This window comes from Methylibium rhizosphaerae, assembly GCF_006386545.1.
Taxonomy (GTDB): Bacteria; Pseudomonadota; Gammaproteobacteria; order Burkholderiales; family Burkholderiaceae_C; genus Pseudorivibacter; species Pseudorivibacter rhizosphaerae.
Genome location: NZ_SWAR01000002.1, coordinates 67,290 through 91,983, shown reverse-complemented (window position 1 = coordinate 91,983; position 24,694 = coordinate 67,290). Strand labels below are relative to the sequence as shown.

The window sequence follows — 24,694 nt, the reverse complement described above, 5'->3', positions numbered from 1 at the left end:
GTCCCGCGACGCAGTTGCTGCGGCCTCTAGGCAACAGGCTCTAGAAAAAGGCTCGCACGCCCAACACCGCTGACACGGATTTCTGCAAAATAGAACGACCGTTCGTTTTATTTGTGCATCACCGTGCCACCGCCCAACAGCAACGTCATCAGCGTCAAGGCAGCCCGCGAGACCCGCGGGTTGCAAAAGGGCCAGCAGACGCGCGCCGCCATCCTCGAGGCGGCCTTGGGCCTGGCATCGCAGATCGGCCTCGAAGGCCTGTCGATCGGCGCGCTCGCCGAAATGATGCACATGAGCAAGTCGGGCGTGTTTGCCCACTTCGGCTCGCGCGAGGAACTGCAGATCTCGGTGATCCGCGAGTACCACGCCAAGTTCGAGGAAGAAGTCTTCTACCCGGCCGTGCGCGAGGCGCGCGGCCTGCCGCGCCTGCGCGCCATGTTCGACCGCTGGGTCAAGCGTGTGTCCGTCGAAATCGACTCCGGCTGCATCTACATCAGCGGTGCGGTCGAGTTCGACGACCGGCCGGGCCCGGTGCGCGATGCGCTGGCCGGCATGGTGCGCGCCTGGCACCGCGCGCTCGAGCGCGCCATCCGCATCGCCATCGAGGAAGGCCACCTGAAGCCCGATGCCGACGCGATGCAGATCCTGTTCGAGATCCACGGCCTGATCCTCGCGTTGCACCACGACGCGCGGTTCATGCGCAACCCCGGCGCCATCGACCGGGCCTACAAGGGCTTCGACCGCATCCTCGCCACCGAGGTGACCGACGGCACGCCGAATGCCACGGTGACGTCGATCACGGCCAAGCCTGCACGCAAGACCTCCGCAGCCAAGCCGGCCAAGAACAGCGGCCGCTGACGCTTTTTACCTTTTCACATCGACCAGCCTGACCAGGAGTTTTCATGGCCACCTACACCCCGCCGCTGCGTGACATGCAGTTCGTGATGCACGAAGTGCTGAACGTGGTTGACGAACTGAAGGCGCTGCCCAAGCACGCCGAGGTCGATGCCGACACCATCAACGCCGTGCTCGAAGAGGGCGGCAAGTTCGCGGCCGAAGTGGTGTTCCCGCTCAACCAGAGCGGCGACGAGGAAGGCTGCACCCTCGACAAGGCCACGCACGAGGTGAAGGCGCCCAAGGGCTTCAAGGAGGCCTATGCCAAGTACGTCGAGGGCGGCTGGCCGGCGCTGAGCTGCGACCCGGAATACGGCGGCCAGGGCCTGCCGGTCACGCTGAACCAGTGCTTCTACGAGATGCTGAACTCGGCCAACCAGGCCTGGACCATGTACCCCGGCCTGTCGCACGGTGCCTACGAGGCGCTGCATGCGCACGGCACGCCCGAGCAGAAGACCACCTACCTGCCCAAGCTCACCAGCGGCGAATGGACCGGCACCATGTGCCTGACCGAGCCGCACTGCGGCACCGACCTCGGCATGCTGCGCACGAAGGCCGAGCCGCAGGCCGACGGCACCTACAAGATCACCGGCCAGAAAATCTTCATCTCTGCCGGCGAACACGACCTGGCCGAGAACATCGTGCACCTGGTGCTGGCCCGCCTGCCGGACGCGCCCGAGGGCAGCAAGGGCATCTCGCTGTTCGTGGTGCCGAAGTTCGTGGTCAACGCGGACGGCTCGCTGGGCGCGCGCAACCCGGTGTACTGCGCCGGCCTCGAGCACAAGATGGGCATCCACGGCAACGCCACCGCCCAGATCGTGCTCGAAGGCGCGGTCGGCACGCTGGTGGGCCAGCCCAACAAGGGCCTGCAGGCGATGTTCGTGATGATGAACGCAGCCCGCCTGGGCGTGGGCAACCAGTCGCTGGGCCTCACCGAAGTGGCCTACCAGAACGCGGTGGCCTATGCGAAGGACCGCATCCAGATGCGTTCGCTGTCAGGCCCCAAGGCGCCGGACAAGCCGGCCGACCCGATCATCGTGCACCCCGACGTGCGCAAGATGCTGCTGACCGCCCGCGCCTTCGCCGAAGGCGGCCGCGCGATGGCGATCTACACCGCGCTGGAGCTCGACAAGGAACTCGCCACCGACGACGAGGACGTGCGCCGCGACTCGGCCGACATCGTGGCCCTGCTCACGCCCATCATCAAGGCCTTCATCACCGACAACGGCTGGCTGGCCACGTCGCACTGCATGCAGGTGTTCGGCGGCCACGGCTACATCAAGGAGTGGGGCATGGAGCAGTACGTCCGTGACGCCCGCATCAACATGATCTACGAGGGCACGAACACCGTGCAGTCGCTGGACCTGCTGGGCCGCAAGGTGCTGGCCGACAACGGCGCGAAACTCAAGAAGTTTGGCAAGATCGTGCAGCAGTTCGTCGAGGACGAAGGCGTCAACGAGAACATGCAGGAGTTCGTGAACCCGCTGGCCGACCTGGGCGACAAGGTCACCAAGCTCACCATGGAGATCGGCATGAAGGCCATGGGCAACGCCGACGAAGTGGGCGCGGCCGCGGTCGACTACCTGCGCGTGTGCGGCCACCTGGTGTTCGCCTACTTCTGGGCCCGCATGGCCAAGGTGGCCCTGGCCAAGCAGGACAGCGGCGACCCGTTCTACAAGGCCAAGCTCGCCACCGCCCGCTTCTACTTCGCCAAGCTGCTGCCCGAGACCGCGAGCCTGATCCGCACCGCCCGCGCCGGCCTCAAGCCGCTCGAGATGGAAGAGGCGCTGTTCTGAGCCTCGCCGTCGCGTTCGCTCGCATCCAACCGAAGGGAGACGCCATGAGAGCTGTGGTTCGTTGCCTTGCCTTGAGCTTCACGCTCGCCGCCGGCGGTGCCGCCTTTGCGCAGGACACGCCGGTGGGCCTGTGGAAGACCATCGACGACGACGGCAAGACCGAGAAGTCGCTGGTGCGCATCACCGACAGCGGTGGGGTGCTCAGCGGCAGGATCGAGAAGATCTTCGACCCGAAGAACCAGGACGCGAAGTGCGACAAGTGCACCGATGCGCGCAAGGGTCAGCCGGTGGTCGGGCTCACCATCATCCGCAACGTGAAGCAGGACGCCGAGGACAAGGAAGCCTGGACCGGCGGCGAGATCCTCGATCCGAACAACGGCAAGACCTACAAGACGCGGCTCAAGCCGGTCGAGGGCGGCAGGAAGCTTGAGATGCGCGGCTACATCGGCCCGTTCTACCGCACGCAAACCTGGGTGCGGGTCGAGTGACCGCCGGCGCCTGTTCCAACGAATACCTGGAGAAACAACGATGAGTCGATTCCAAGTCCGCAAGGTCGCCGTGCTCGGCGCCGGCGTGATGGGCGCGCAGATCGCCGCCCATCTGGTCAACGTGAAGGTGCCGGTCGTGCTGTTCGACCTGCCCGCGAAAGAGGGCCCGAAGAACGGCATCGTCAGCAAGGCGATCGACAACCTCAAGAAGCTGAAGCCGGCCCCGCTGGGCGTGCCCGAAGACGCCGCGCTGATCGGCCAGGCCAACTACGAAGAGCACCTCGAGCAGCTGAAGGACTGCGACCTCATCATCGAGGCCATCGCCGAGCGCATGGACTGGAAGCTCGATCTCTACAAGAAGATCGCGCCGTTCATCGCGCCGCACGCCATCGTGGCGTCCAACACCTCGGGCCTGTCGATCACCAGGCTGTCCGAGGCGCTGCCCGAAGAGATCAAGCCGCGCTTCTGCGGCATCCATTTCTTCAACCCGCCGCGCTACATGTACCTGGTGGAGCTGATCCCCACGCCCACCACGCAGCCGCAGATCCTCGACCAGCTCGAGAGCTTCGTCACCACCGCCGTCGGCAAGGGCGTGGTGCGCGCCAAGGACACGCCCAACTTCGTGGCCAACCGCGTGGGCATCGCCGGCATGCTGGCGACCATCATCGAGGCCGAGAAGTTCGGCCTCACCTATGACGTGGTCGACGACCTCACCGGCAAGAAGCTGGGCCGCGCCAGCTCGGGCACCTTCCGCACCGCCGACGTGGTGGGCCTGGACACCATGGCCCACGTCATCAAGACGCTGCAGGACAACCTGGCCGACGACCCGTTCTTCCCCACCTACGGCACGCCTGCCGTGGTGGCGAAGCTCATCGAGCAGGGCGCGCTGGGGCAGAAGGCCGGCGCGGGCTTCTACAAGAAGGTCGGCAAGGACATCCTGCGCCTGGACCCGGCCAAGGGCGAGTACGTGCCCGCCGGCGGCAAGGCCGACGAGATCGTGGGCCGCATGCTCAAGAAGGCCCCGGCCGAGCGCCTGAAGCTGCTGCGTGAATCGACCAACCCGCAGGCGCAATTCCTGTGGGCCATCCTGCGCGACGGCTTCCACTACGCCGCGGTGCACCTGGCCGACATCGCCGAGACCGCGCGCGACGTGGACTTCGCGATGCGCTGGGGCTTCGGCACCCAGAAGGGTCCGTTCGAGCTGTGGCAGGAGGCCGGCTGGCAGCAGGTGGCCAACTGGATCAAGGAAGACATCGACGCCGGCAAGGCGCTCAGCAAGGCGCCGCTGCCGGCCTGGGTGTTCGACGGCCGCACCGGCGTGCACACCGCCGAAGGTTCGTGGTCGCCGGCCAGGGGCGCCTACGTGCCGCGCAGCGGCCTGGCCGTCTACCAGCGCCAGTACTTCCCGGAAAACGTGTCGGGCTCAGGCGCCGTCGAGCCGCTGAAGGCCGGCACCGAAGTCTTCAAGAACGACGAAGTGCGCGTGTGGACGCTGGACGGCGAAGTGCTGATCGCCAGCATCACCGCCAAGCTGCACCTCATCAGCCCGACCGTCACCGAAGGCCTGCTGAAGGCGGTGGAACTGGCCGAGCAGAGCTACAAGGGCCTGGTGATCTGGTCGCCGGACGACGTGTTCTCGGCCGGCGCCAATCTCGAGGCGCTGATGCCGGTGTTCATGGCCAAGGGCGCCAAGGGCATCGCCCCTGAAGAGAAGAAGCTGCAGGACGCGATGCTGCGCATCCGCTATGCCACGGTGCCGGTGGTCTCGGCCATCCGCGGCATCGCCCTGGGCGGCGGCTGCGAACTGGCCATCCACTCGGCCCGCCGCGTGGCCGCGATGGAAAGCTACGTGGGCCTGGTGGAAGTGGGCGTGGGCCTCATCCCGGGTGCGGGCGGCCTGACCTACATCGCCCGCCGGGCCGCCGAGATGGCCGCCGCCGGCAATGCGAACGCCGACATCCAGAAGTTCCTGATCGACGGCTTCACCTCCGCCGCGATGGCCAAGGTGGGCACCAGCGCGATCGAAAGCCGCAAGCTGGGCTACCTGCTGTGGAGCGACGTGATCGTGCCGAACAAGGACGAACTGCTGTACGTCGCCGTGCAACAGGCCAAGGCCATGTTCGAGTCGGGCTACGGCGCCCCGGCCAGGGCTGCCTTCCCGGTGGCCGGCCGCAATGCCATCGCCACCATCAAGGGCCAGCTGGCCAACATGCGCGACGGCGGCTTCATCAGCCAGCACGACTTCCACATCAGCTCGCTGATCGCCGACGTGGTGTGCGGCGGCGACGTCGACGCCGGCTCGCTGGTGACCGAGGAATACCTGATGGCGCTGGAGCGCAAGCACTTCTGCGGCCTGCTGGAGCACCCGAAGAGCCAGGAACGGATCATGGGCATGCTGCAGACGGGCAAGCCCGTTCGCAACTGAGTTGCAGCAGATGGCTTCCATGCACCCTCACCCCAACCCTCTCCCGCAGGCGGGAGAGGGGGCAGGTGCGCCCGACAACTCCCTCTCCCGCGCGCGGGAGAGGGCAGGGGTGAGGGTGGCACGTGCTCTGCGCCGGTCCTCCACCGACGCTGAAGCGCTGTTGTGGAGCAAGTTGCGCGCAAGGCAACTTGGCGGCCTCAAGTTCCGCCGCCAGCATCCGCTCGAAGGCTACGTGCTGGACTTTGCCTGCATTGAAGCGCGCCTCGCCGTCGAGATCGACGGCGGCCAGCACGCCCAATGCGATGCCGTGCGGCGAGACGACCTGCGGACGCAAGTCATCGAGTCTTGCGGCTTGCACGTGCTCCGCTTCTGGAACAACGAAGTCCTGTCCAACCTTGAAGGCGTTCTTCAGGTCATCGCCGAAGCCGCCCAACCTCACCCCAACCCTCTCCCGCCGGCGGGAGAGGGAGCTGAATCAACAGGAGCCTAGACATGGCCAAGCAAGTTCAAGACGCCTACATCGTCGCCGCCACGCGCACCCCGATCGGACGTTCCGGCCGCGGCTACTTCAAGAACACGCGTCCCGACGACCTGCTGGTCGCCGCGGTGAAGAGCGCGATGGCCCAGGTGCCCTCGCTCGACCCCAAGGCGATCGAGGACGCCATCATCGGCTGCTCCTTCCCCGAGGGGGAGCAGGGCATGAACATGGCACGCATCGCGATGGCGCTGGCCTTCTCGCACCCGGTGGGCGGGGTCACCGTCAACCGTTTCTGCGCCTCGGGCGTCACCGCCATCCAGATGGCCGCTGACCGCATCCGCGTGGGCGAGGCCGACGTGCTGATCGCCGGCGGCGCCGAGTCGATGAGCCTGGTGCCCATGGGCGGCAACAAGCCTTCGTTCAACCCCGAGGTGTTCGCCAAGGACGAGAACGTCGGCATCGCCTACGGCATGGGCCTCACCGCCGAGAAGGTGGCTGCGCAGTGGAAGGTGGGCCGCGAGGCGCAGGACGCCTTCGCGCTCGAGTCGCACCAGCGCGCGCTCAAGGCCATCGCCGCCGGCGAGTTCAAGGACGAGATCACGCCGATCGAGGTGGTGTCTCGTGTGCCCAACCTCGCCACCGGCGAGCAGGTGGTCAAGACCCGCACGGTGGAGATCGACGAAGGCCCGCGCCCCGACACCTCGCTCGAGGGCCTGGCCAAGCTGAAGCCGGTGTTCGCCGCCAAGGGCAGCGTCACCGCCGGCAACAGCTCGCAGACCAGTGACGGCGCCGGTGCGCTGATCCTGGCCAGCGAAAAGGCCATCAAGCAGTACGACCTGAAGCCGCTGGCCCGTTTCGTGAGCTTCGCCGCCCGCGGCGTGCCGCCCGAGATCATGGGCATCGGCCCGATCGAGGCCATCCCGGCCGCGCTCAAGTACGCCGGCCTCACCCAGGACCAGATCGACTGGATCGAGCTGAACGAGGCGTTCGCGGCCCAGTCGCTGGCCGTCATCAACAGCGTCGGCCTGGACCCGAAGAAGGTGAACCCGATGGGCGGCGCCATCGCGCTGGGCCACCCGCTGGGGGCCACCGGCGCCATCCGCGCCGCCACCGTCGTGCATGCGCTGCGCCGCCACAACCTGAAGTACGGCATGGTGACCATGTGCGTCGGCACCGGCCAGGGCGCCGCCGGCATCTTCGAGCGCGTCTGATCGGTTCACCCGGCTGACGACAACACGGGGCCGCCATCACTTCCGGTGCTGGCGGCCCCGGGTCATTTGTGGAGGGACAAGGGCATGGGCATGCGCAGGCGGGACGTGCTGATGGCCGCAGCCGCTGCGCCGCTGGCGGGCTGCGCGGCGGCCGACGTGAAGGGCTTCGCCGACCTGGCGGCTGCCCGCCAGGCGATCGAAGGGCTGGCCTCGGGCTGGCGCTCGAGCGGCGCCTGGTCGCTCGCGCAGATGCTCGACCATGCGGCGCAGAGCATCGAGTTCTCGATGAGCGGCTTTCCAGAAATGAAGCCGGCGCTGTTCCGGCATACGGTAGGCGCAGCGGCCTTCGCGGTCTTCAAGGCGCGCGGCGCGATGAACCATTCGCTCGACGAGCCGATCCCCGGTGCGCCTGCGCTGTCGGCGCCCGATGCGCTGCCCACCGCCATGGAACGGGTGCTGAAGGCGCTGCGCGACTTCGAGGCCTACAACGGCGTGTTGCGCCCGCACTTCGCCTATGGCGAGCTCGACAAGCCCGACTACACCCGCGCCCACCTCATGCACCTGGCCAACCACTGGCAGGAAGTGGTGCGCGCCTGATCGACGCCCCGCCCACGAGGAGACGATGACCATGCAGCAGATCTTCGAAGTGCTCACCACCGACGGCCAGCGCCTGCAGGCTCAGTCGTTCGGCCCCGCGCAGGGGCCGGCCTCGCGGCTCGTGGTCATCGCACCGGCGATGGGGGTGCGCCAGGCCTATTACGAGCCCTTCGCGCGCTGGCTCGCCCAGCAGGGCATGGCGGTCGTCACCTTCGACTACCGCGGCATGGGCGACTCGGCGCCGGCGTCCCTGAAGGGCTTCAAGGCCGACATCCATGACTGGGCCCAGCGCGACCTGCCGGCCGTGGTGGAAGCCGCGGCGCAGCGCCACCCGGGCCTGCCGATGAGCTATGTGGGTCACAGCCTGGGCGGGCAGATCTTCGGGCTGCTGCCCAACCGGCACCGCTTCGAGCGCGTGCTCACCGTGGCTTCGGGCTCCGGCTATGCCAGGCTCAATGCCAGGCCGCTGCGCTACTACGCCTGGTGGCTGTGGCATGTGGTGGCGCCGGTCTCCATCGCCCTGAGCGGCTACTTCCCCGGCAAGCGGCTGAAGAAGGTGGGCAACCTGCCGGCCGGCGTGATGCTGCAGTGGCGCCGCTGGTGCATGCACCCCGACTACGTGGGCAGCGAAGGCGAGGCGGTGCGGGCGCAATATGCGCAGGTGCGCACGCCCATCACGGCGCTGATCTTTCCCGACGATGAATACATGACCGACCGCGGCGTGCGCCGCCTGCACAGCCTGTATGCGGGCGCGCCGGTGCATTTCGAGACGGTGAAGCCGCAGGCGCTGGGCGTGCAGCGCATCGGCCATTTCGGCTTCTTCCGCGACAAGATGCAGGCGGCCCTGTGGCCGCAGGTGCCCCGTTGGCTGGGCGCCTCGGCCGCCGTTTGAACACAACAGCTTTTCCCCTGGAGACGACCATGTCCGACATCCTCGTGCACCTCGAGAACGCGGTGCTCACGCTCACCTTCAATCGCCTCGACAAGAAGAACGCCATCACCCAGGCGATGTATGCGGCCCTGGCCGACGCGCTCAAGGAGGCCGCCGGAGACGATGCGGTGCGCACCGTGGTGATCCAGGGCCATGAGCAGATCTTCACTGCCGGCAACGACCTGCAGGACTTCCTGGCCGCGCCGCCCTCGGCCGATGCACGTGACGAGGCGCCGGTGTTCCGCTTCCTGCACACCCTGCAGTCCTTCCCGAAGCCCATCGTCGCGGCCGTGTGCGGCGCCGCCGTGGGCATCGGCACCACGATGCTGCTGCATTGCGACCTGGTGTACGCCGGCGACAACGCCGCCTTCAGCCTGCCGTTCGTGAACCTGGGCCTGTGCCCGGAGGCCGGCTCCAGCTACCTCCTGCCGCAGCTGCTGGGCTACCAGCGCGCGGCCGAGAAGCTCCTGCTGGGCGAACCGTTCTATGCCGAAGAAGCCGCCGAGATCGGCATCGTGAACCGCGTGCTGCCGCCGGGCGAGGTGAACGCCTATGCGCAGGCCCAGGCCGCCAAGCTGGCCGCCAAGCCGTCGGGTTCGATCCGGGTCACCAAGGCGCTCATGAAGCAGGGCCTGCAGGAGGCCGCCAGCCGCATGGATGCCGAAGGCGACCACTTCGCCCGCATGCTGCGCGAGCCGGCGGCACGCGAGGCCATGACGGCCTTCATGCAGAAGCGCAAGCCGGACTTCTCGAAGCTCTGAAAAGGGGCGCCGGCATGACCCTGCTCGCCAAGATCGCGCTCGGCCCGCTGCTGTTGTGGCAGGCGCGTGGAGCGCGGCAGCGGGCGGTGGCGCTGGCCGAGGCGGCAGGCGACCGCGAAGGTGCGGTCGGGCAGGGCGCTCCGCTGCGCCTGCTCATCGTGGGTGACTCGTCCGGCGCGGGCGTCGGCGCAGACACGCAGGACGAGGCCTTCGCGGGCCACCTGACTCGCGCCATCGCAACGGACGGCCGGCGCCGCGTGCACTGGCAGCTGGTTGCGCGCTCCGGTGTGTCGACCCCGGCCGCTTGCGAGTTGCTGAACAACACGCCGGTGCACCGGGCCGACATCGCGGTGGTCGTGCTCGGCGTGAACGACGTGGTCGAGCAGCTGCCGCCCCACCGTGCACTGCTGGCCCGCGACCAACTCGTGCGCCAGCTGCGCGAGCGGGCCGGCGTGGCGCAGGTGGTGTTCGCGCCGCTGCCGCCGATGCATGAATTCCCCTTGCTGCCCCAGCCGCTGCGCGCGGTGATCGGACGCGACGCGCGCCGGCTCGACGCAGCCCAGGCCGCCTGGGCGGCGCGCCAGCAGGGCGTGAGCCATGTGCCGATCGACCTGCGGCTCACGCCCGACGTGATGGCCCGCGACGGCTTCCACCCCGGACCCGAGGTGTACCGCGTGTGCGGCGAAGCCATCGCCGCATTCATCGTCCAGCAACTCTTGGAGGAGACCAGACCATGAGCCTCAAAGGCAAGACCCTGTTCATCACCGGCGCTTCGCGCGGCATCGGCCTGGCCATCGCCAGGCGTGCCGCGGCCGACGGCGCCAACGTCGCCATCATCGCGAAGACCACCGATCCCAACCCCAAGCTGCCGGGCACCATCTACTCGGCGGCGGAGGAGATCCAGGCTGCCGGCGGCCAGGCGCTGCCGATCGCGGGCGACATCCGCGACGAGGCCTCGGTGCTGGATGCGGTGGCCCGCACGGTGGAGCGTTTCGGCGGCATCGACATCCTGGTCAACAACGCCAGCGCGATCAGCCTCACGCCCACCCACATGACGCCGATGAAGCGCTTCGACCTGATGTTCGGCGTGAACGTGCGCGGCACCTACCTGTGCACCCAGGCCTGCCTGCCGCACCTGCAGAAGGCGGCCGAGAAGGGCCGCAACCCGCACGTGCTCAACATGTCGCCGCCCCTGTCGATGCGCGAGCACTGGTTCAAGAACCATGTCGCCTACACCATGGCCAAGTACGGCATGAGCGAATGCACGCTGGGCCATGCGGGCGAATTCCGGCCCTACGGCATCGCGGTCAACTCGCTGTGGCCGCGCACCGCGATCGCCACCGCCGCGCTGCAAATGATCCCGGGGGTGGACGTGAAGCTGTGCCGCAAGCCGGAGATCCTGTCCGATGCGGCCTACTTCATCCTCACCAGCGACGCGAAGGCGACGACGGGCAACTTCTTCATCGACGACGAGGTGCTCGCGAAGCACGGCATCACCGACCTGGAGCCCTACAGCGTGGTGCCGGGGACGAAGGACTTCATCCCCGACTTCTTCGTGGACTGACTTCAGGCGCCGCAGAACGCGAAGTCGACCTCAGGCTTTCGCCCGCCGATGATCTCGGCGAGCGCGCGGCCCGAGCCTGCGCCGTGGGTCCAGCCGAGTGTGCCGTGTCCGGTGTTGAGGAACAGCTTGCCGATACGGCTTTGGCCGATGTACGGCAGGTTGCCCGGCGTGGCCGGCCGCAGGCCCGCCCAGTAGCTCGCCAGCTCCGGCCGGCTCACGCCGGGAAAGATCTCCAGCGTGCGCTTCACGATGGCTTCGCAGCGCACCCGGTTGAGCGAGAGGTCGTGGCCGTTCAGCTCGGCCGTGCCGGCCACCCGCAGGCGGTTGCCCAGCCGCGAGAACACCAGCTTGTATTCGTCGTCGGTGAGGCTCACCTGCGGGGCCTTCGAATCGTCCAGCACCGGCAGCGTGGCCGAGTAGCCCTTGGCCGGGTAGATGGCCAGCGGCACGCCCAGCTGGCTGGCGAACTGCACGCTGTGGCTGCCCATCGCGAGCACGTAGGCGTCGGCGGTGGCGAGTTCGTAGCGGCCGTCTTCGGCGGCGAATTCGACGCCGCTCAGCTCCGCGCCTGCCTGGTGCAGCCGCTGGACCCGCACGCCGTAGCGAAAGCGCACGCCGCGCGCCTCGCACAGCGCCGCCAGCCGCGTGGTGAACAGGTGCACGTCGCCGGATTCGTCAGCGGCGGTGTAGGTGGCTCCCACCAGCTTCGGTGCGATGTGCGCCAGCGCCGGTTCCAGCCGCACGATCTCGTCGCGATCGATCACCGACCGTTCGCAGCCCAGCTCGCGCATGATGCGCGCCGGCTCCTGCGCCGCATCGAACTCCTGCTGGCTGGTGTAGTAGTGCAGGATGCCGCGCTCCAGGTGGTCGTACTGCATGCCGGTTTCGGCACGCAGCGCCTGCAGGCTGGCGCGGCTGTAGGTGCCCAGGTTGAGCAGCTGGATCATGTTGTGCCGCGAGCGCGAGGGCAGGCACTCCAGCAGGAAGCGCAGGCCCCAGCGCCATTGCGCCGGGTCGGCCCGCAGGCGGAACAGCAGCGGCGCATCCTCGCGGCCCAGCCACTTGAGCAGCTTCCACGGCGCGCCCGGGTTGGCCCAGGGCTCGGCATGGCTCACCGAGATCTGGCCGCCGTTGCCGAAGCTGGTTTCGCGCGCAGCGCCGGCATTGCGCTCGAGCACGGTGACTTCATGGCCGGCCTTGGAGAGATACCAGGCGGTGGACACGCCGATCACGCCGGCACCCAGGACGATGACTTTCATCTTTCAGACTCCAGGAAAGCGAAAGGGCCGGTGAACCGCCCTGCGGTTCACCGGCCCTCGCTGTCCTTTTGCCTGAGAGATTCGCTGCCATCGCCTCGATGGCCGCTTGCCCCTTCGGCGGCCGCCACGGCTGCTTGCGAAACCGCGCGGCGCTCTCCAGCTGTTCGAAATCGGAAGGTCCAGTCATTGAACCTGAGCGTTCTGAGGGATACGCCTTCGGTAGGGCACGCGGGCCGCTTCTCCTGGACGGGCGCGAGGATAGCACGCGCCCGAGACCGCTCACTCCCTGGGGATCGGGCGGGGCTTGCCTTCGCGGTCGATCGCCACGTAGGTGAGGTTGGCTTCGGTCACCTTCACCAGCTGCGGCGCGGCCGGGTTGCGCTCGGCAAACACCTCCACATGCACGGTGATCGAGGTGTTGCCGATGCGCTCGACCTTCGAATAGAAGCTCAGCAGGTCGCCCACCGACACGGCCTGCTTGAACACGAACTGGTTGACCGCCACGGTGGTGATGCGCCCGCGCGCAATGCGCGCCGGTTGCACCGAGCCGGCCAGGTCGACCTGCGCCATGATCCAGCCGCCGAAGATGTCGCCGTTGCCGTTGGCGTCGGCGGGCATCGGCGCCACTCGCATGACGAGCTCCATGCCTTGCGGCAAACTGTCCGGCACCAGCAGGGCGGTGGTTGAAAACTCGGCCATACGCTTTACTTCCCCAAAACAACCCCGCGATTCTTCCACGATGCGCCGCGTCGCCATGAGCCTGCCCGAAGGGGAGGCCGGTAGTTCCTCACAGCCTCCCAAGCCCCGCTCGGACTGGGCCACCCTGCGCCGGTTGCTGCCCTACCTGTGGCACTACCGCCTGCGGGTGGCGGTGGCGCTCGCCTTCCTGGTGGCGGCCAAGCTGGCCAACGTGGGCGTGCCGGTGCTGCTGAAGAAGCTGGTCGATTCGCTGAGCATCACGCCCGGTTCGGCGCAGGCGCTGCTGGTGGTGCCGGTCGGGCTGCTGGTGGCCTATGGCGCCTTGCGCCTGTCCACGTCGCTGTTCACCGAACTGCGCGAGCTGGTGTTCGCCAAGGCCACCGAAGGCGCGTCGCGGCGCATCTCGCTCGAGACCTTCCAGCATCTGCACGCACTCAGCCTGCGCTTCCACCTCGAGCGGCAGACCGGCGGCATGACGCGCGACATCGAACGCGGCACGCGCGCGGTGCACACGCTCATCTCGTATTCGCTCTACAGCATCTTCCCCACGCTCATCGAGGTGGGGCTGGTGCTCACCCTGCTGGCCCTGCAGTTCGATCCGCTGTTCGCCTGGATCACCGCAGCGGCGCTCGTGCTCTACATCGCGTTCACCATCACGGTCACCGAGTGGCGCACCCAGTTCCGCAAGCAGATGAACGAGCTCGACTCGAAGGCGCACACCCGCGCCATCGATTCGCTGCTCAACTACGAGACGGTCAAGTACTTCAACAACGAGAGCTTCGAGGCCCGGCGCTACGACGAAAGCCTCGAGCGCCTGCGCAAGGCCGCGCTCAAGTCGCAGACCACGCTGTCCGTCCTCAACACGGGGCAGCAGCTCATCATCGCCACCGCGCTGATCGCGATGCTGTGGCGCGCCACCGAAGGCGTCGTGGCCGGCACGCTGACGCTGGGCGACCTGGTGATGATCAACGCCTTCATGATCCAGCTGTACATCCCGCTCAACTTCCTGGGCGTGATCTACCGCGAGATCAAGCAGGCGCTGACCGACCTCGACAAGATGTTCGGCCTGCTGGAGCGAGAGCGCGAGGTGGCCGACAAGCCGGGCGCGCCCGAGCTGCGGATCGAAGGCGCCACGGTGCGCTTCGAACATGTCGACTTCGCCTACGAGCGCGACCGCCCCATCCTCCATGACGTGAGCTTCGAGATCCCGGCCGGCAGGAAGGTTGCGGTGGTCGGGCCGTCCGGCTCCGGCAAGTCGACCCTTGCGCGGCTGCTGTTCCGCTTCTACGACGTCCAGGGCGGGCGCATCACGATCGACGGCCAGGACCTGCGCGAGGTGACCCAGGGCAGCGTGCGCCGGGCCATCGGCATCGTTCCGCAGGACACGGTGCTGTTCAACGACACCATCGAATACAACATCGCCTACGGCCAGCCGGGCGCCGGCCGCGAGCAGGTGGAGGCGGCGGCCAGGGCGGCCCACATCCACGGCTTCATCGCGTCCACGCCCAAGGGCTACGACACCATCGTCGGCGAACGGGGGCTCAAGCTGTCGGGCGGCGAGAAGCAGCGGGTGGCGATCGCCCGCACGCTGCTGAAGAACCCGCCGATCCTGGTGTTCGACGAGGCCACTTCGGCGCTCGATTCGGCCAATGAACGCGCCATCCAGGCCGAGCTGCAATCGGCGGCGCGCAACAAGACGGCGCTGGTGATCGCGCACCGTCTGTCGACGGTGGTCGATGCGCACGAGATCCTGGTCATGGAGGCGGGCCGCATCGTCGAACGCGGCAGCCATGCGAGCCTGCTGGCCCGCAGCGGGCGCTATGCCCAGATGTGGCGGCTGCAGGAGGCCGGGGCGCCGGCCGCCGAGGCCGTGGCGGCCGGCAGTGCGGCGGCCGTGGCGACGCCGCCGCTGTAGCGCAGGCGGCGGCTATTCGGGAGGCTGATCGGCCGGCGGCTGGCCTTCGGGGGCGTCGGGGGATGCCGCCTCGCCCTCGGCAGCGTCGCCGCTGCCCGTCGTGCGCTCGGCCCGTTTCTTGAGCTTTTCTTCTTTTTTCTTCTTCTTGGCGAGCTCGCGTTGTCGCTTCTCGTAGGAATAGTTCGGCGTGGCCAAAGAGCTCTCCTTTCCTTCAGGCAGTCAGCGCATGGTAGCCGGTCGCATCGTCTGGTCCAATGTGCGGCGAACCACTACCGACCGATCCCCCACCTTTCATGGCTCTGAAGGCAACCATCTACAAGGCCGATCTGCAGATCGCCGACATGGACCGCGGCTACTACGGCGACCATGCCCTCACCATCGCCCAGCACCCGTCCGAGAACGACGAGCGCCTGATGGTGCGGCTGCTGGCCTACGCACTGTTCGCGGCCGGCGACGACCAGCATCCGCTGGCCTTCGGCAACGGCATGACCGACAACGACGAGCCGGACCTCTACCGCCGCAACCTGGTCGACGAGATCGAGCTGTGGATCGACGTGGGCCAGCCCGACGAGAAGCTGCTGCGCAAGGCCCATCACCGTACGCGCGAGCTGGTGCTCATCACCTTCGGCCGTGCGGCCGAGGTCTGGTGGGAGCAGAACCGCCGCGAGCTCGAGAAGCTCGAGCGGTTGCGCGTGCTGCATCTGGCCGAGGAACACAGCAAGGCGCTGGCGGGCCTGGCCCGGCGCACCATGCGGCTGCAGGTGACGGTGCAGGACGCTCAGGTCTGGATCGGCGGCGACGGCGACGACTCGGTGAGCGTGGAGCTGGCCGAATGGAAGGCCGGCAAGGCCTGATGCGGGCAGGGCTGGCGACGGCAAGGTGCCGGCCGGGAGCCCCTTGTTACACTTCCGCGCGTGGAAACCAAATGGCTCGAAGACTTCGTCAGCCTGGCTGAAACGCGCAGCTTCTCGCGTTCGGCCCAGCTGCGCCACGTCACCCAACCGGCGTTCTCGCGACGCATCCAGGCGCTGGAAGCCTGGGCCGGCGCCGACCTGGTGGACAGGTCGTCCTACCCGACGCGGCTCACGCCGGCCGGCGAAACCTTCCTGGCCCAGGCGCTCGAGATCCTCGGCAACCTGCAGACCACCCGCAACATGATGCGCAGCCACCAGGTGGCCGGGCAGGACATGATCGAGTTCGCCGTGCCGCACACGCTGGCGTTCGCGTTCTTCCCGCACTGGCTGCTGGGCCTCAAGCGCGACTTCGGGCCGGTCAAGACCCGCCTCATCGCGATGAACGTGCACGACGCGGTGATGCGCCTGACCGAAGGCAGCTGCGACCTGCTGATCGCCTACCACCACCCTTCGCAGCCGCTGCAGCTCGACCCCGAACGCTACGAGATGCGCAGCCTGGGGCACGAGACGCTGGCGCCGTATGCCAAGGCCAACGCCGACGGCGTGCCGCTGTTCAAGCTGCCGGGGCGCCCGAGCGAGCGCATTCCCTTCCTGGCCTATGCGAGCGGCGCCTACCTCGGGCGCCTGGTCGAGCTCATCGTCAAGCAGGCCGCGAGCCCCCTGCAGCTCGACGCCATCTACGAGACCGACATGGCCGAGGGCCTGAAGGCGATGGCGCTCGAAGGCCACGGGCTGGCCTTCCTGCCGGCGAGCTCGGTGAAGAAGGAGCTGCGCAGCCGCAAGCTGGTGCTGGCCGCGCCCGACGGCGCAGGCTTCGATGTGTCCATGGAAGTGCGGATCTACCGCGAACGCCCGGAGTCCGCCCGGCACACCAAGGCCGGCGTGCAGGCACTTTGGGATTTCCTGCAAAACGCACGGGTTTGAGGCCTCCGGCGGCCTGCTGGCCAGCGCACAATCGCTCGCTAGCACACCCCGTACAAACCCTGATGTGTCATGCGTTCGATGCATGACCCCGCGTTCAAACAGCATTAGCCGCTCGACGGCCCGGTGCGTACAGTCCCGCCGCCAGTAACAGCGAGGTGACAGTTTCGTGAACATCGGCGGCGACCGGTGCCTGCCGCAGCAACGGCAGCAGCAGGCGCTCCGGCACGGGTTGTGCTCTACCGCACCCCTATTTGATGCATGGAGTTCAAATGCACATTTCCCGTCGTTGGATGTTCCGCCTGACCGCCTGCCTGGCCCTCTTGTCTTCGCTCGGTGCCCAGGCCGGGCCGGTGACCGACCGGCTCAAGGCCGGTGGCAGCAAGCTCGTGATTGCCCACCGCGAATCGTCGGTGCCGTTTTCATACCTCGATGCCAACAAGCGCCCTGTGGGCTATGCCGTGGACCTGTGCCTGAAGGTGGCCGAAGCCGTGCGCAAGAAACTCGAAATGCCGGCGCTCGGCGTCGAATTCAGGATGGTCACGCCGGCCAACCGCATCGAGACCATCGTTGCCCACGAGGCGGACCTCGAATGCGGCTCGACGACCAACAACGCCGAGCGCCGCCAGAAGGTGGCGTTCACCGTGCCGCACTACATCACCGGGGCGCGCTACATGGTGCGGGCCGACAGCGGCATCGAGGACCTGCAGCAGTTCGAGAACAGGAAGCTCGTGTCGACCAAGGGCACCACGCCGCTCAAGGCGGTGGAGGCGGCCAACCGCGAGCGGCTGCTGCGCATCGAGGTGCTCGAGGCCCCCGACCATTCGCGCGCGGTCGAGATGGTCGAAAAAGGCGAGGCCGACGGCTTCGTGATGGACGACGTGCTGCTGTTCGGACTCATCGCCGGGCGCCCGGAGCCGGGCAAGCTCAAGGTGGTGGGAAAGTTCCTCACCATCGAGCCGCTGGCCATCATGCTCCCGAAGGACGACCCCGAATTCAAGAAGATCGTCGACGACGAGATGAAGCGCCTCGTCAACAGCCGCGAGGCCTATGCCATCTATGAGCGCTGGTTCGCCAAGCCCATCCCGCCCAAGAACACTTCGCTGAACCTGCCGATGAGCTACCTGCTCAAGGACTTCTGGAAGTACCCCAGCGACCAGGTGCCCTACTGACAGACTGCGATTTCCTTTTGTCCCGGGGGTCGTACTAAGTGGTTCCACGTATCCCCGGCTCCCTAGAATCCCGTTGTTTCTTCACCCATCCATCCACTGAAGGAGCTCTCATGAAGAAGACCCTGTTGGCCCTGGCTGTCGCCGCCGTCGCCTCGAGCACGGCATACGCGCAAGCCACCGACACGCTGAAGAAGATCAAGGACACCGGCTCGATCACCATCGGCACGCGTGAGTCCTCGGGCGCTCTGGCCTTCACGCTGGGTGACGGCAAGTACGCCGGCTTCCACACCGAAATGGCCAACCGCATCGTGGCCGACCTGCAGAAGAAGCTCGGCCTGCCCAAGCTGGACGTCAAGTACCAGCCGGTCACGTCTCAGAACCGCATCCCGCTGGTGCAGAACGGCACCGTCGACCTCGAGTGCGGCTCCACCACCAACAACGCCGCGCGCCAGAAGGACGTGGCCTTCGCGGTGACCACCTACGTCGAGGAAGTGCGCATCGCCACCAAGGCGAACTCCGGCATCACCTCGATCGCCCAGCTGAACGGCAAGAAGGTCGCCACCACCACCGGCACGACCTCGGTGCAGACGCTGCGCAAGCACGAGCGCGCCGGCGGCGTGAACTTCGAGGAAGTGTTCGGCAAGGACCACGCCGACAGCTTCCTGCTGCTGGAGTCGGGCCGCGCCGACGCCTTCGTGATGGACGGCCAGATCCTCGCCGGCAACATCTCGAAGTCCAAGAACCCGGCGGACTTCAAGATCGTCGGCGAGGTGCTGTCGGTCGAGCCGATCGCCTGCATGATGCGCAAGGACGACCCCGCCTTCAAGGCAGCCGTGGACGACAGCATCAAGGCCCAGATCAAGGACGGCTCGCTGGCCAAGCTGTACGACAAGTGGTTCATGCAGCCGATCCCGCCGTCCAACACCAAGGTGGGCCTGCCGCTGTCCGAGGCCACCAAGGCGGCCTGGGCGAACCCCAACGACAAGCCGATGGAAGAGTACGCCAAGAAGTAAGGCTCGCCTTTCTTGCGCGTAAGCCCTGAGGCTTTTGGCCTGGGGCTTGCTTAAGCTCATCGACGCGGCGGCACCGTCCGCCGCGTTCCTTTTCTACCCACCCGGCGATAACTCGACGAACGACGGAGGCGGCCTTGGGCAGTTGGGATTGGCAGGTGTTCTGCAGGGACACCATTAGTGGCGAGCAGGTGCCACGCTGCTTCGGCAGTGGTGGTGATATCACCTACCTCGACTGGATGTTGTCGGCCTGGGGATGGACGCTGTCCGTCTCGGGGCTGGCGTTGATTGTTGCGCTGGTGCTCGGCGCGCTTGTGGGCATTCTCCGCACAACTCCCAACAAGTGGTTGGTCTTGTTTGGAGACGCCTGGACAGAGCTGTTCCGCAACATTCCGTTGTTGGTCCAGATATTCCTCTGGTACCACGTATTTCCGGAGATCTTCCCGCCGTTGCATGGCGTGCCGAGCTTCGTGCTTGTGGTGTTCGCGCTCGGCTTCTTCACGTCCGCACGTGTGTCAGAGCAGGTTCGAGCCGGAATCCAGAGTCTTCCCCGTGGGCAGCGCTATGCAGGCCTGGCGATCGGCCTGACCCTGCCGCAGACCTATCGGTACGTGCTCTTGCCGATGGCGTTTCGCATCGTCATTCCGCCTCTGACGTCGGAGTCGATGAACATCATCAAGAACTCCGCCGCCGCCTTCGCCGTCAGCATCACGGAACTGGCTTGGATCGCCATGCAATTGCAGGAGGAGACGTCGCGCGGCATCGAGGTCTACCTCGTCGTGACTGCGATGTACTTCGTGTCCGCGTTTGCGATCAATCGTGTAGCAGTGTTCATCGAGCGCAAGCTGCAAGTGCCGGGAATGATCGGGGGGGGCAAGTGATGCTGAACCTCGATTTCGGTTTCCTGAACTGGGACATCATCCAGAACTTCATCCTCAAGGGGCTGTTCTTCTCGATTCAGCTGACGCTCGTTGCGATGGTCGGCGGTATCGTGATCGGCACACTGCTGGCATTGATGCGCTTGTCGGGCAAGCAGTGGCTTGTGCTGCCGGCGGCGGCCTATGTGAACACCATGCGCAGCGTGCCTCTGGTCATGGTGATCCTGTGGTTCTTTCTGCTGATTCCGGGCGGCTTCTACAGCGCCATCGCCGGCACCTGGGGTGCGAACCATCGGGCTGAGCTGTCGGCCGTCATCACCTTCACGCTGTTCGAGGCGGCCTACTACTCCGAGATCATGCGGGCCGGCATCCAGTCGGTGCCCAAGGGGCAGGTGTACGCAGGCTACGCGGTGGGCATGAGCTACCGCCAGACCATGCAGCTGGTGGTGCTGCCGCAGGCCTTCCGCAACATGCTGCCGGTGCTGCTGACGCAGACCATCATCCTGTTCCAGGACACCTCGCTGGTCTATGCCATCGGCGCCTACGACCTGCTCAAGGGCTTCGACCTCACCGCCAAGAACCTGAACCGGCCGGTCGAGAGCTACCTGATCGCAGCGGTCGTCTACTTCATCATCTGCTTCAGCCTGTCCATGCTGGTCAAGCGCCTGCAGAAGAAGATCGCCATCATTCGCTAAGAAGGACCACAACATGTCCGCAATGATCGAAATCAAGAACGTCAGCAAGTGGTACGGCAGCTTCCAGGTGCTGACCGACAACACCACCGTCGTCAACAAGGGCGAGGTGGTCGTGGTGTGCGGGCCCTCCGGCTCGGGCAAGTCCACCCTCATCAAGACCGTCAACGCGCTCGAGCCCTTCCAGAAGGGCGACATCGTGGTCGACGGCATCTCGCTGTCCGACCCCAAGACCAACCTCCCCAAGCTGCGCTCGCGCGTGGGCATGGTGTTCCAGCACTTCGAGCTGTTCCCGCACCTGTCGGTCACGCAGAACCTCACGCTCGCGCAGGTGAAGGTGCTGGGCCGCAACCAGGACGAGGCCACCAAGCGCGGCCTGAAGATGCTCGACCGGGTGGGGCTCATGGCCCACAAGGACAAGTTCCCCGGCCAGCTGTCGGGCGGCCAGCAGCAGCGGGTGGCCATCGCCCGCGCGCTGAGCATGGACCCGATCGTGATGCTGTTCGATGAGCCCACCTCGGCGCTCGACCCCGAAATGGTGGGCGAGGTGCTCGACGTGATGGTGCAGCTGGCCCACGAGGGCATGACCATGATGTGCGTGACGCACGAGATGGGTTTCGCCAAGAAGGTGAGCCATCGCGTGATCTTCATGGACCAGGGCAAGATCATCGAGGACTGCAAGAAGGAAGAATTCTTCGGCAACCCCGACGCCCGCTCGCCGCGGGCCAAGGACTTCCTGTCGAAGATCCTGCAGCACTGACGAAAGGCTCCCCGCGGGGAGCTTCTTTTTTGGCTGACGAGGAGGCGCGCGCCATGGGACAGCCGAGCACTGCATGGAAGGAAGACATCCGCCCGGGCGAAGGCGAGCGGTATGCGCAGTTCGCGCGCGACCTCGACGAGATGCAGCAGCGCAAGAGCGCCCGGTATGGCAATGGCCGCGCACTGCATCGCAAGCAGCTGCTGGCCCTGCGTGCGAGCCTCGAGGTGCTGCCCGGCCTGCCTTCGCATGCGCGGCACGGCCTGTTCGAACGGCCCGGCGTGCATGAGGCGCTGGTGCGGCTGTCCAACGGCAGCATGGACCGCGGCTCCGACCGCGAGCCCGACATCCGCGGCTTCGCGATCAAGGTGCTCGGCGTGCACGGACCCAGCGCCCTCGGCTCGGGCGAGGCGGGCTCGCAGGACTTCCTGCTCATCAACCAGACCGCGTTCGCCTTCGCGAAGAGCGACGAATTCGTGGCGCTCGTGCTGGCCGCTTCGCGCGGCAAGGGTGCGCTGATCAAGCACCTGTTCGCCGCCTACGGACTCGCCGGCGGGCTGCGTTTCATCGCGCGTTTCGGCGCCGTCATGGCGCGGCCCTTCAGCGGCTTTGCGACCGAGCCCTTCCACAGCGTGCTGCCGATGGCCTGCGGCCCGTATGCGGTGAGGGTGCGACTGTCGCCGCCGCCCGGCCAGGCACCCGATGCCGCGGCGAAGGGCGACTGGGCCGCCGACATGCGCCGCCGGGTGGCGCGCGAGGCGCTCGAATACGAGCTGCAGCTGCAGTTCTTCACCGACGAGGCGCAGACGCCGATCGAGGATGCCTCGGTCGACTGGCCCGAGTCCGCCGCACCCTACCTCACCGTGGGCCGCCTCACGCTCCCGGTGCAGCCGCTCGACGGCGATTCGGGCCGGCAGCTCGAAACCGAGGTCGAGGCCGCCATGTTCGACCCATGGAGCGGCCTGATGGACCACCGCCCGCTGGGCGACGTGATGCGCGCCCGCAAGGTGGCCTACTACCACAGCCAGCGCAGCCGCCAGGCGACCTGACGCCATGGGCGGGTGAGAAAATCCGCGCCCATGAGCAGCAGTCCCACCTCCCTGACCATCACCCGCCCCGACGACTGGCATCTGCACGTGCGTGACGGCGCCGCGCTGCAGGCCGTGGTGCCCGACACCGCCCGCCAGTTCGCCCGCGCGATCATCATGCCCAACCTCAAGCCGCCGGTGACCACCGCGGCACAGGCGCTGGCCTATCGTCAGCGCATCGAGGCGGCGGTGCCGAAGGGCCTGGCCTTCGAGCCGCTGATGACGCTCTACCTCACCGACAACACTCCGCCGGACGAGATCCGGCGTGCGGCCGACGCGGGTGTGGTGGCGCTCAAGCTGTACCCGGCCGGCGCCACCACCAACAGCGATGCCGGCGTCACCGACATCCGCAAGACCTACGCCACGCTCGAGGCCATGCAGCGCGCGGGCCTGAAGCTGCTGGTGCACGGCGAGGTGACCGACCCGGGCGTGGACGTATTCGATCGCGAGGCGGTGTTCATCGATCGCCACCTCATCCCGCTGCGCCGCGACTTCCCCGAACTCAAGATCGTGGTGGAGCACATCACCACCAAGGACGCGGCCCAGTACGTGCGCGAGGCCGATGCGCATACGGCGGCCACCGTCACCGCGCACCACCTGCTCTACAACCGCAACGCCATCTTCACCGGCGGCATCCGCCCGCACTACTACTGCCTGCCGGTGCTCAAGCGCGAGGAGCATCGGCTTGCGCTGGTGGACGCCGCAACGTCGGGCTCGAACAGGTTCTTCCTCGGCACCGACAGCGCGCCCCATCCGGCCCACCTGAAGGAACATGCCAGCGGCTGCGCCGGCTGCTACACGGCGCTGAGCGCCATGGAGCTGTATGCCGAGGCGTTCGAGGCGGTGGGCGCGCTCGACAAGCTCGAAGCCTTTGCCAGCTTCCACGGCCCCGACTTCTACGGCCTGCCGCGCAACACCGGTACCGTCACGCTCAAGAAGGAAGGCTGGACGCTGCCCGAGGCGCTGCCCTTCGGCGAAGCGAGCCTCAAGCCGCTGCGCGGCGGCGAAACGCTGGCCTGGAAGCTGGTCGACTGAGCTTGCGCTAGGCCGGTTCTCGCAGGTGGTGGGTCAGCGTGGCGATCACGCCTGCCAGCACCGCCAGCAACACCAGCGCCGTGCGCAGGCTGGTGGCTTCGGCCAGCCAGCCGATGAAGGGCGGCCCGAGCAGGAAGCCGCCATACCCCAGGGTGGCCATGGCCGCGATGCCCTGGCCGGCGCTGCGGCCCGGGCGGCGGCTCGCGCGCCGCGCCGCGGCGCCGAACACCAGCGGCGCCACGGTGGCCACGCCCAGGCCGACCAGCGCAAAGGCCACCATGGTGATGCCGGCATGGGCGCTCCACAGCGCAAGGCCCAGCGCCGAGGCGGCCAGCGCATTGGTGATGCGCAGCAGGGACACCGGGCCCCAGCGGGCCACCAGCGCATCGCCGGCGAAACGCATGCTCATCATCGTGAGCGAGAAGACGGCGTAGCCCACGGCTGCGACCGCCGCGGTCGTGCCCAGGCTGTCGTGCAGGAAGACCGCGCTCCAGTCGGCCATGGCGCCTTCGATCAGGAAGGCGCAGAAGACGATGCCGCCCAGCCCGGCCATCGCGGCCTCGGGCCGCGCGAAACGCGGCTCCGCCTTGGCCTGCGGCCGGGGTTCGCTGCGGGGCAGCCAGTGCATCACCGCAGCCGCGCCCAGCGCCAGCACGGCCGCTGTGGCGGCCAGGTGAGCCGCCGGCGACACGTCGAGCCGGGCCATCAGTGCGCCGAGCCCTGCGCCCGCCAGCCCGCCCGCGCTCCACATGCCGTGCAGCGACGACATGATGGGCTTGCCCACCCGGGCCTCCACTTCCACCGCCAGCGCATTCATCGCCACGTCCATGGCGCCGCTGGCTGCGCCCAGCAGGAACAGCGTGACCGCAAACGACGACAGCACCCCTACCAGGGCAGGGTGCGGCAGTGCGAAGCAGAAGATGAAGGTGGACGCCACGGTGAGTGCGCGCGCGCCCAGCACGGCACAGCCGCGGCCGGCCAGCGGAAAGGCCGCCAGCGCGCCGGCGCCGATGGCGAACAGCGCCGTGCCGAGCTGGCCGTCGCTGAGGTCGAGCGCCTGCCGCACCGCCGGGATGCGCGACACCCAGCTGGCGAAGCCCGCGCCGTTGACGAAGAAGATCACCGCCATGGCCAGGCGGGCGGCAGTGGCAGGGGCAAGCGAAGGGCGGCGCATGGCGGGCGGGGCGGCGAGCGAGTCGAAAACGTTCG

At 67.4% G+C, this 24,694-nt stretch carries 25 protein-coding genes and 2 riboswitches; of the genes, 21 read left to right on the top strand and 4 right to left on the bottom strand.

Going from position 1 to position 24,694, the window contains the following annotated elements:
* The first annotated feature begins 123 nt into the window (after positions 1–123).
* The 11 genes from E8D38_RS01755 (at position 124) to E8D38_RS01705 (ending at position 11,145) form a co-directional block, all read left to right on the top strand.
* A complete protein-coding gene (locus tag E8D38_RS01755) occupies positions 124–858 on the top strand; it encodes a TetR/AcrR family transcriptional regulator (RefSeq protein WP_425462737.1) in 735 nt (244 codons plus the stop codon).
* Between the two features lie 44 nt (positions 859–902).
* Positions 903–2,690, top strand: a complete 1,788-nt coding sequence (locus E8D38_RS01750; RefSeq protein WP_140626000.1) for an acyl-CoA dehydrogenase C-terminal domain-containing protein — start codon at positions 903–905, stop codon at positions 2,688–2,690.
* 44 nt (positions 2,691–2,734) lie between these two features.
* Positions 2,735–3,178, top strand: a complete 444-nt coding sequence (locus E8D38_RS01745; protein ID WP_140625999.1) for a DUF2147 domain-containing protein — start codon at positions 2,735–2,737, stop codon at positions 3,176–3,178.
* A gap of 40 nt (positions 3,179–3,218) precedes the next feature.
* Complete coding sequence (locus E8D38_RS01740; protein WP_140625998.1) at positions 3,219–5,603, top strand: 3-hydroxyacyl-CoA dehydrogenase/enoyl-CoA hydratase family protein; 2,385 nt, start codon at positions 3,219–3,221, stop codon at positions 5,601–5,603.
* Between the two features lie 115 nt (positions 5,604–5,718).
* Entirely contained in the window at positions 5,719–6,093 is a 375-nt protein-coding gene (locus E8D38_RS01735; RefSeq protein WP_246099305.1) for an endonuclease domain-containing protein, read from the top strand.
* Positions 6,094–6,095: 2 nt separating this feature from the next.
* Positions 6,096–7,292: an acetyl-CoA C-acyltransferase gene (locus tag E8D38_RS01730; protein WP_140625997.1), complete on the top strand. Its 1,197-nt coding sequence runs from the start codon at positions 6,096–6,098 to the stop codon at positions 7,290–7,292.
* Positions 7,293–7,376: 84 nt separating this feature from the next.
* On the top strand, positions 7,377–7,889 hold the full coding sequence (locus E8D38_RS01725; protein WP_140625996.1) for a DUF1569 domain-containing protein: 513 nt from the start codon (positions 7,377–7,379) through the stop codon (positions 7,887–7,889).
* Between the two features lie 31 nt (positions 7,890–7,920).
* Positions 7,921–8,781, top strand: a complete 861-nt coding sequence (locus E8D38_RS01720) for an alpha/beta hydrolase family protein (protein WP_140625995.1) — start codon at positions 7,921–7,923, stop codon at positions 8,779–8,781.
* 29 nt (positions 8,782–8,810) lie between these two features.
* Positions 8,811–9,581: an enoyl-CoA hydratase gene (locus E8D38_RS01715; protein ID WP_140625994.1), complete on the top strand. Its 771-nt coding sequence runs from the start codon at positions 8,811–8,813 to the stop codon at positions 9,579–9,581.
* 14 nt (positions 9,582–9,595) lie between these two features.
* Complete coding sequence (locus E8D38_RS01710; RefSeq protein WP_140625993.1) at positions 9,596–10,318, top strand: SGNH/GDSL hydrolase family protein; 723 nt, start codon at positions 9,596–9,598, stop codon at positions 10,316–10,318.
* Positions 10,315–11,145: an SDR family oxidoreductase gene (locus tag E8D38_RS01705; protein WP_140625992.1), complete on the top strand. Its 831-nt coding sequence runs from the start codon at positions 10,315–10,317 to the stop codon at positions 11,143–11,145. Before E8D38_RS01710 ends, E8D38_RS01705 begins: the two co-directional genes overlap by 4 nt.
* A gap of 2 nt (positions 11,146–11,147) precedes the next feature.
* Here E8D38_RS01705 and E8D38_RS01700 read toward each other — a convergent pair whose 3' ends face one another.
* Positions 11,148–12,404 carry a D-amino acid dehydrogenase gene (locus tag E8D38_RS01700; RefSeq protein WP_140625991.1) on the bottom strand — a complete coding sequence of 419 codons (1,257 nt, stop codon included), beginning with the start codon at positions 12,402–12,404 and terminating at the stop codon, positions 11,148–11,150.
* Positions 12,405–12,454: 50 nt separating this feature from the next.
* Positions 12,455–12,574, bottom strand: a riboswitch (glycine riboswitch).
* Positions 12,575–12,659, bottom strand: a riboswitch (glycine riboswitch). It abuts the riboswitch before it with no gap.
* A gap of 24 nt (positions 12,660–12,683) precedes the next feature.
* On the bottom strand, positions 12,684–13,103 hold the full coding sequence (locus E8D38_RS01695) for an acyl-CoA thioesterase (RefSeq protein ID WP_140625990.1): 420 nt from the start codon (positions 13,101–13,103) through the stop codon (positions 12,684–12,686).
* Positions 13,104–13,143: 40 nt separating this feature from the next.
* Here E8D38_RS01695 and E8D38_RS01690 point away from each other — a divergent pair, with 40 nt between their 5' ends.
* Positions 13,144–15,018: an ABCB family ABC transporter ATP-binding protein/permease gene (locus E8D38_RS01690; protein ID WP_140625989.1), complete on the top strand. Its 1,875-nt coding sequence runs from the start codon at positions 13,144–13,146 to the stop codon at positions 15,016–15,018.
* A 12-nt stretch (positions 15,019–15,030) separates the two neighbouring features.
* Here E8D38_RS01690 and E8D38_RS01685 read toward each other — a convergent pair whose 3' ends face one another.
* The gene (locus E8D38_RS01685) at positions 15,031–15,213 is read right to left on the bottom strand and encodes a hypothetical protein (RefSeq protein WP_140625988.1); all 183 of its coding nucleotides are present in this window, start codon (positions 15,211–15,213) and stop codon (positions 15,031–15,033) included.
* 98 nt (positions 15,214–15,311) lie between these two features.
* Here E8D38_RS01685 and E8D38_RS01680 point away from each other — a divergent pair, with 98 nt between their 5' ends.
* From E8D38_RS01680 to pyrC, 9 genes are all read left to right on the top strand, one after another.
* Positions 15,312–15,872: a YaeQ family protein gene (locus tag E8D38_RS01680; RefSeq protein WP_140625987.1), complete on the top strand. Its 561-nt coding sequence runs from the start codon at positions 15,312–15,314 to the stop codon at positions 15,870–15,872.
* Positions 15,873–15,932: 60 nt separating this feature from the next.
* Positions 15,933–16,856, top strand: coding sequence for a LysR substrate-binding domain-containing protein (locus tag E8D38_RS01675; RefSeq protein WP_140625986.1), 924 nt, complete (start codon positions 15,933–15,935; stop codon positions 16,854–16,856).
* Between the two features lie 269 nt (positions 16,857–17,125).
* The gene (locus tag E8D38_RS01670) at positions 17,126–18,025 is read left to right on the top strand and encodes an amino acid ABC transporter substrate-binding protein (RefSeq protein ID WP_140625985.1); all 900 of its coding nucleotides are present in this window, start codon (positions 17,126–17,128) and stop codon (positions 18,023–18,025) included.
* 110 nt (positions 18,026–18,135) lie between these two features.
* On the top strand, positions 18,136–19,038 hold the full coding sequence (locus E8D38_RS01665; protein ID WP_140625984.1) for an amino acid ABC transporter substrate-binding protein: 903 nt from the start codon (positions 18,136–18,138) through the stop codon (positions 19,036–19,038).
* 134 nt (positions 19,039–19,172) lie between these two features.
* Positions 19,173–19,916 carry an amino acid ABC transporter permease gene (locus E8D38_RS01660; protein ID WP_140625983.1) on the top strand — a complete coding sequence of 248 codons (744 nt, stop codon included), beginning with the start codon at positions 19,173–19,175 and terminating at the stop codon, positions 19,914–19,916.
* The gene (locus E8D38_RS01655) at positions 19,916–20,608 is read left to right on the top strand and encodes an amino acid ABC transporter permease (RefSeq protein WP_181178887.1); all 693 of its coding nucleotides are present in this window, start codon (positions 19,916–19,918) and stop codon (positions 20,606–20,608) included. Before E8D38_RS01660 ends, E8D38_RS01655 begins: the two co-directional genes overlap by 1 nt.
* Positions 20,609–20,630: 22 nt before the next feature.
* Entirely contained in the window at positions 20,631–21,365 is a 735-nt protein-coding gene (locus E8D38_RS01650) for an amino acid ABC transporter ATP-binding protein (protein WP_140626174.1), read from the top strand.
* Between the two features lie 53 nt (positions 21,366–21,418).
* A complete protein-coding gene (locus E8D38_RS01645) occupies positions 21,419–22,411 on the top strand; it encodes a catalase family protein (RefSeq protein ID WP_140625982.1) in 993 nt (330 codons plus the stop codon).
* Between the two features lie 30 nt (positions 22,412–22,441).
* The gene (pyrC, locus tag E8D38_RS01640; RefSeq protein WP_140625981.1) at positions 22,442–23,485 is read left to right on the top strand and encodes a dihydroorotase; all 1,044 of its coding nucleotides are present in this window, start codon (positions 22,442–22,444) and stop codon (positions 23,483–23,485) included.
* A 7-nt stretch (positions 23,486–23,492) separates the two neighbouring features.
* Here the strand turns inward: pyrC and E8D38_RS01635 are convergent, their stop codons facing one another.
* Positions 23,493–24,659 (bottom strand): MFS transporter, encoded by a 1,167-nt coding sequence (locus tag E8D38_RS01635; RefSeq protein ID WP_140625980.1) that lies wholly within the window; start codon positions 24,657–24,659, stop codon positions 23,493–23,495.
* Positions 24,660–24,694 lie beyond the last annotated feature (35 nt).

Excerpts from the sequence above, each read along its gene's own strand:
- E8D38_RS01695 (WP_140625990.1), bottom strand. The coding sequence starts at position 13,103 with ATGGCCGAGTTTTCAACCACCGCCCTGCTGGTGCCGGACAGTTTGCCG.
- E8D38_RS01665 (WP_140625984.1), top strand. The coding sequence starts at position 18,136 with ATGAAGAAGACCCTGTTGGCCCTGGCTGTCGCCGCCGTCGCCTCGAGC.
- E8D38_RS01720 (WP_140625995.1), top strand. The coding sequence starts at position 7,921 with ATGCAGCAGATCTTCGAAGTGCTCACCACCGACGGCCAGCGCCTGCAG.
- pyrC (WP_140625981.1), top strand. The coding sequence starts at position 22,442 with ATGAGCAGCAGTCCCACCTCCCTGACCATCACCCGCCCCGACGACTGG.
- E8D38_RS01680 (WP_140625987.1), top strand. The coding sequence starts at position 15,312 with ATGGCTCTGAAGGCAACCATCTACAAGGCCGATCTGCAGATCGCCGAC.
- E8D38_RS01745 (WP_140625999.1), top strand. The coding sequence starts at position 2,735 with ATGAGAGCTGTGGTTCGTTGCCTTGCCTTGAGCTTCACGCTCGCCGCC.
- E8D38_RS01645 (WP_140625982.1), top strand. The coding sequence starts at position 21,419 with ATGGGACAGCCGAGCACTGCATGGAAGGAAGACATCCGCCCGGGCGAA.
- E8D38_RS01750 (WP_140626000.1), top strand. The coding sequence starts at position 903 with ATGGCCACCTACACCCCGCCGCTGCGTGACATGCAGTTCGTGATGCAC.
- E8D38_RS01710 (WP_140625993.1), top strand. The coding sequence starts at position 9,596 with ATGACCCTGCTCGCCAAGATCGCGCTCGGCCCGCTGCTGTTGTGGCAG.
- E8D38_RS01725 (WP_140625996.1), top strand. The coding sequence starts at position 7,377 with ATGGGCATGCGCAGGCGGGACGTGCTGATGGCCGCAGCCGCTGCGCCG.
- E8D38_RS01700 (WP_140625991.1), bottom strand. The coding sequence starts at position 12,404 with ATGAAAGTCATCGTCCTGGGTGCCGGCGTGATCGGCGTGTCCACCGCC.
- E8D38_RS01715 (WP_140625994.1), top strand. The coding sequence starts at position 8,811 with ATGTCCGACATCCTCGTGCACCTCGAGAACGCGGTGCTCACGCTCACC.
- E8D38_RS01705 (WP_140625992.1), top strand. The coding sequence starts at position 10,315 with ATGAGCCTCAAAGGCAAGACCCTGTTCATCACCGGCGCTTCGCGCGGC.
- E8D38_RS01740 (WP_140625998.1), top strand. The coding sequence starts at position 3,219 with ATGAGTCGATTCCAAGTCCGCAAGGTCGCCGTGCTCGGCGCCGGCGTG.
- E8D38_RS01650 (WP_140626174.1), top strand. The coding sequence starts at position 20,631 with ATGATCGAAATCAAGAACGTCAGCAAGTGGTACGGCAGCTTCCAGGTG.
- E8D38_RS01635 (WP_140625980.1), bottom strand. The coding sequence starts at position 24,659 with ATGCGCCGCCCTTCGCTTGCCCCTGCCACTGCCGCCCGCCTGGCCATG.
- E8D38_RS01690 (WP_140625989.1), top strand. The coding sequence starts at position 13,144 with ATGCGCCGCGTCGCCATGAGCCTGCCCGAAGGGGAGGCCGGTAGTTCC.
- E8D38_RS01730 (WP_140625997.1), top strand. The coding sequence starts at position 6,096 with ATGGCCAAGCAAGTTCAAGACGCCTACATCGTCGCCGCCACGCGCACC.
- E8D38_RS01655 (WP_181178887.1), top strand. The coding sequence starts at position 19,916 with ATGCTGAACCTCGATTTCGGTTTCCTGAACTGGGACATCATCCAGAAC.
- E8D38_RS01670 (WP_140625985.1), top strand. The coding sequence starts at position 17,126 with ATGCACATTTCCCGTCGTTGGATGTTCCGCCTGACCGCCTGCCTGGCC.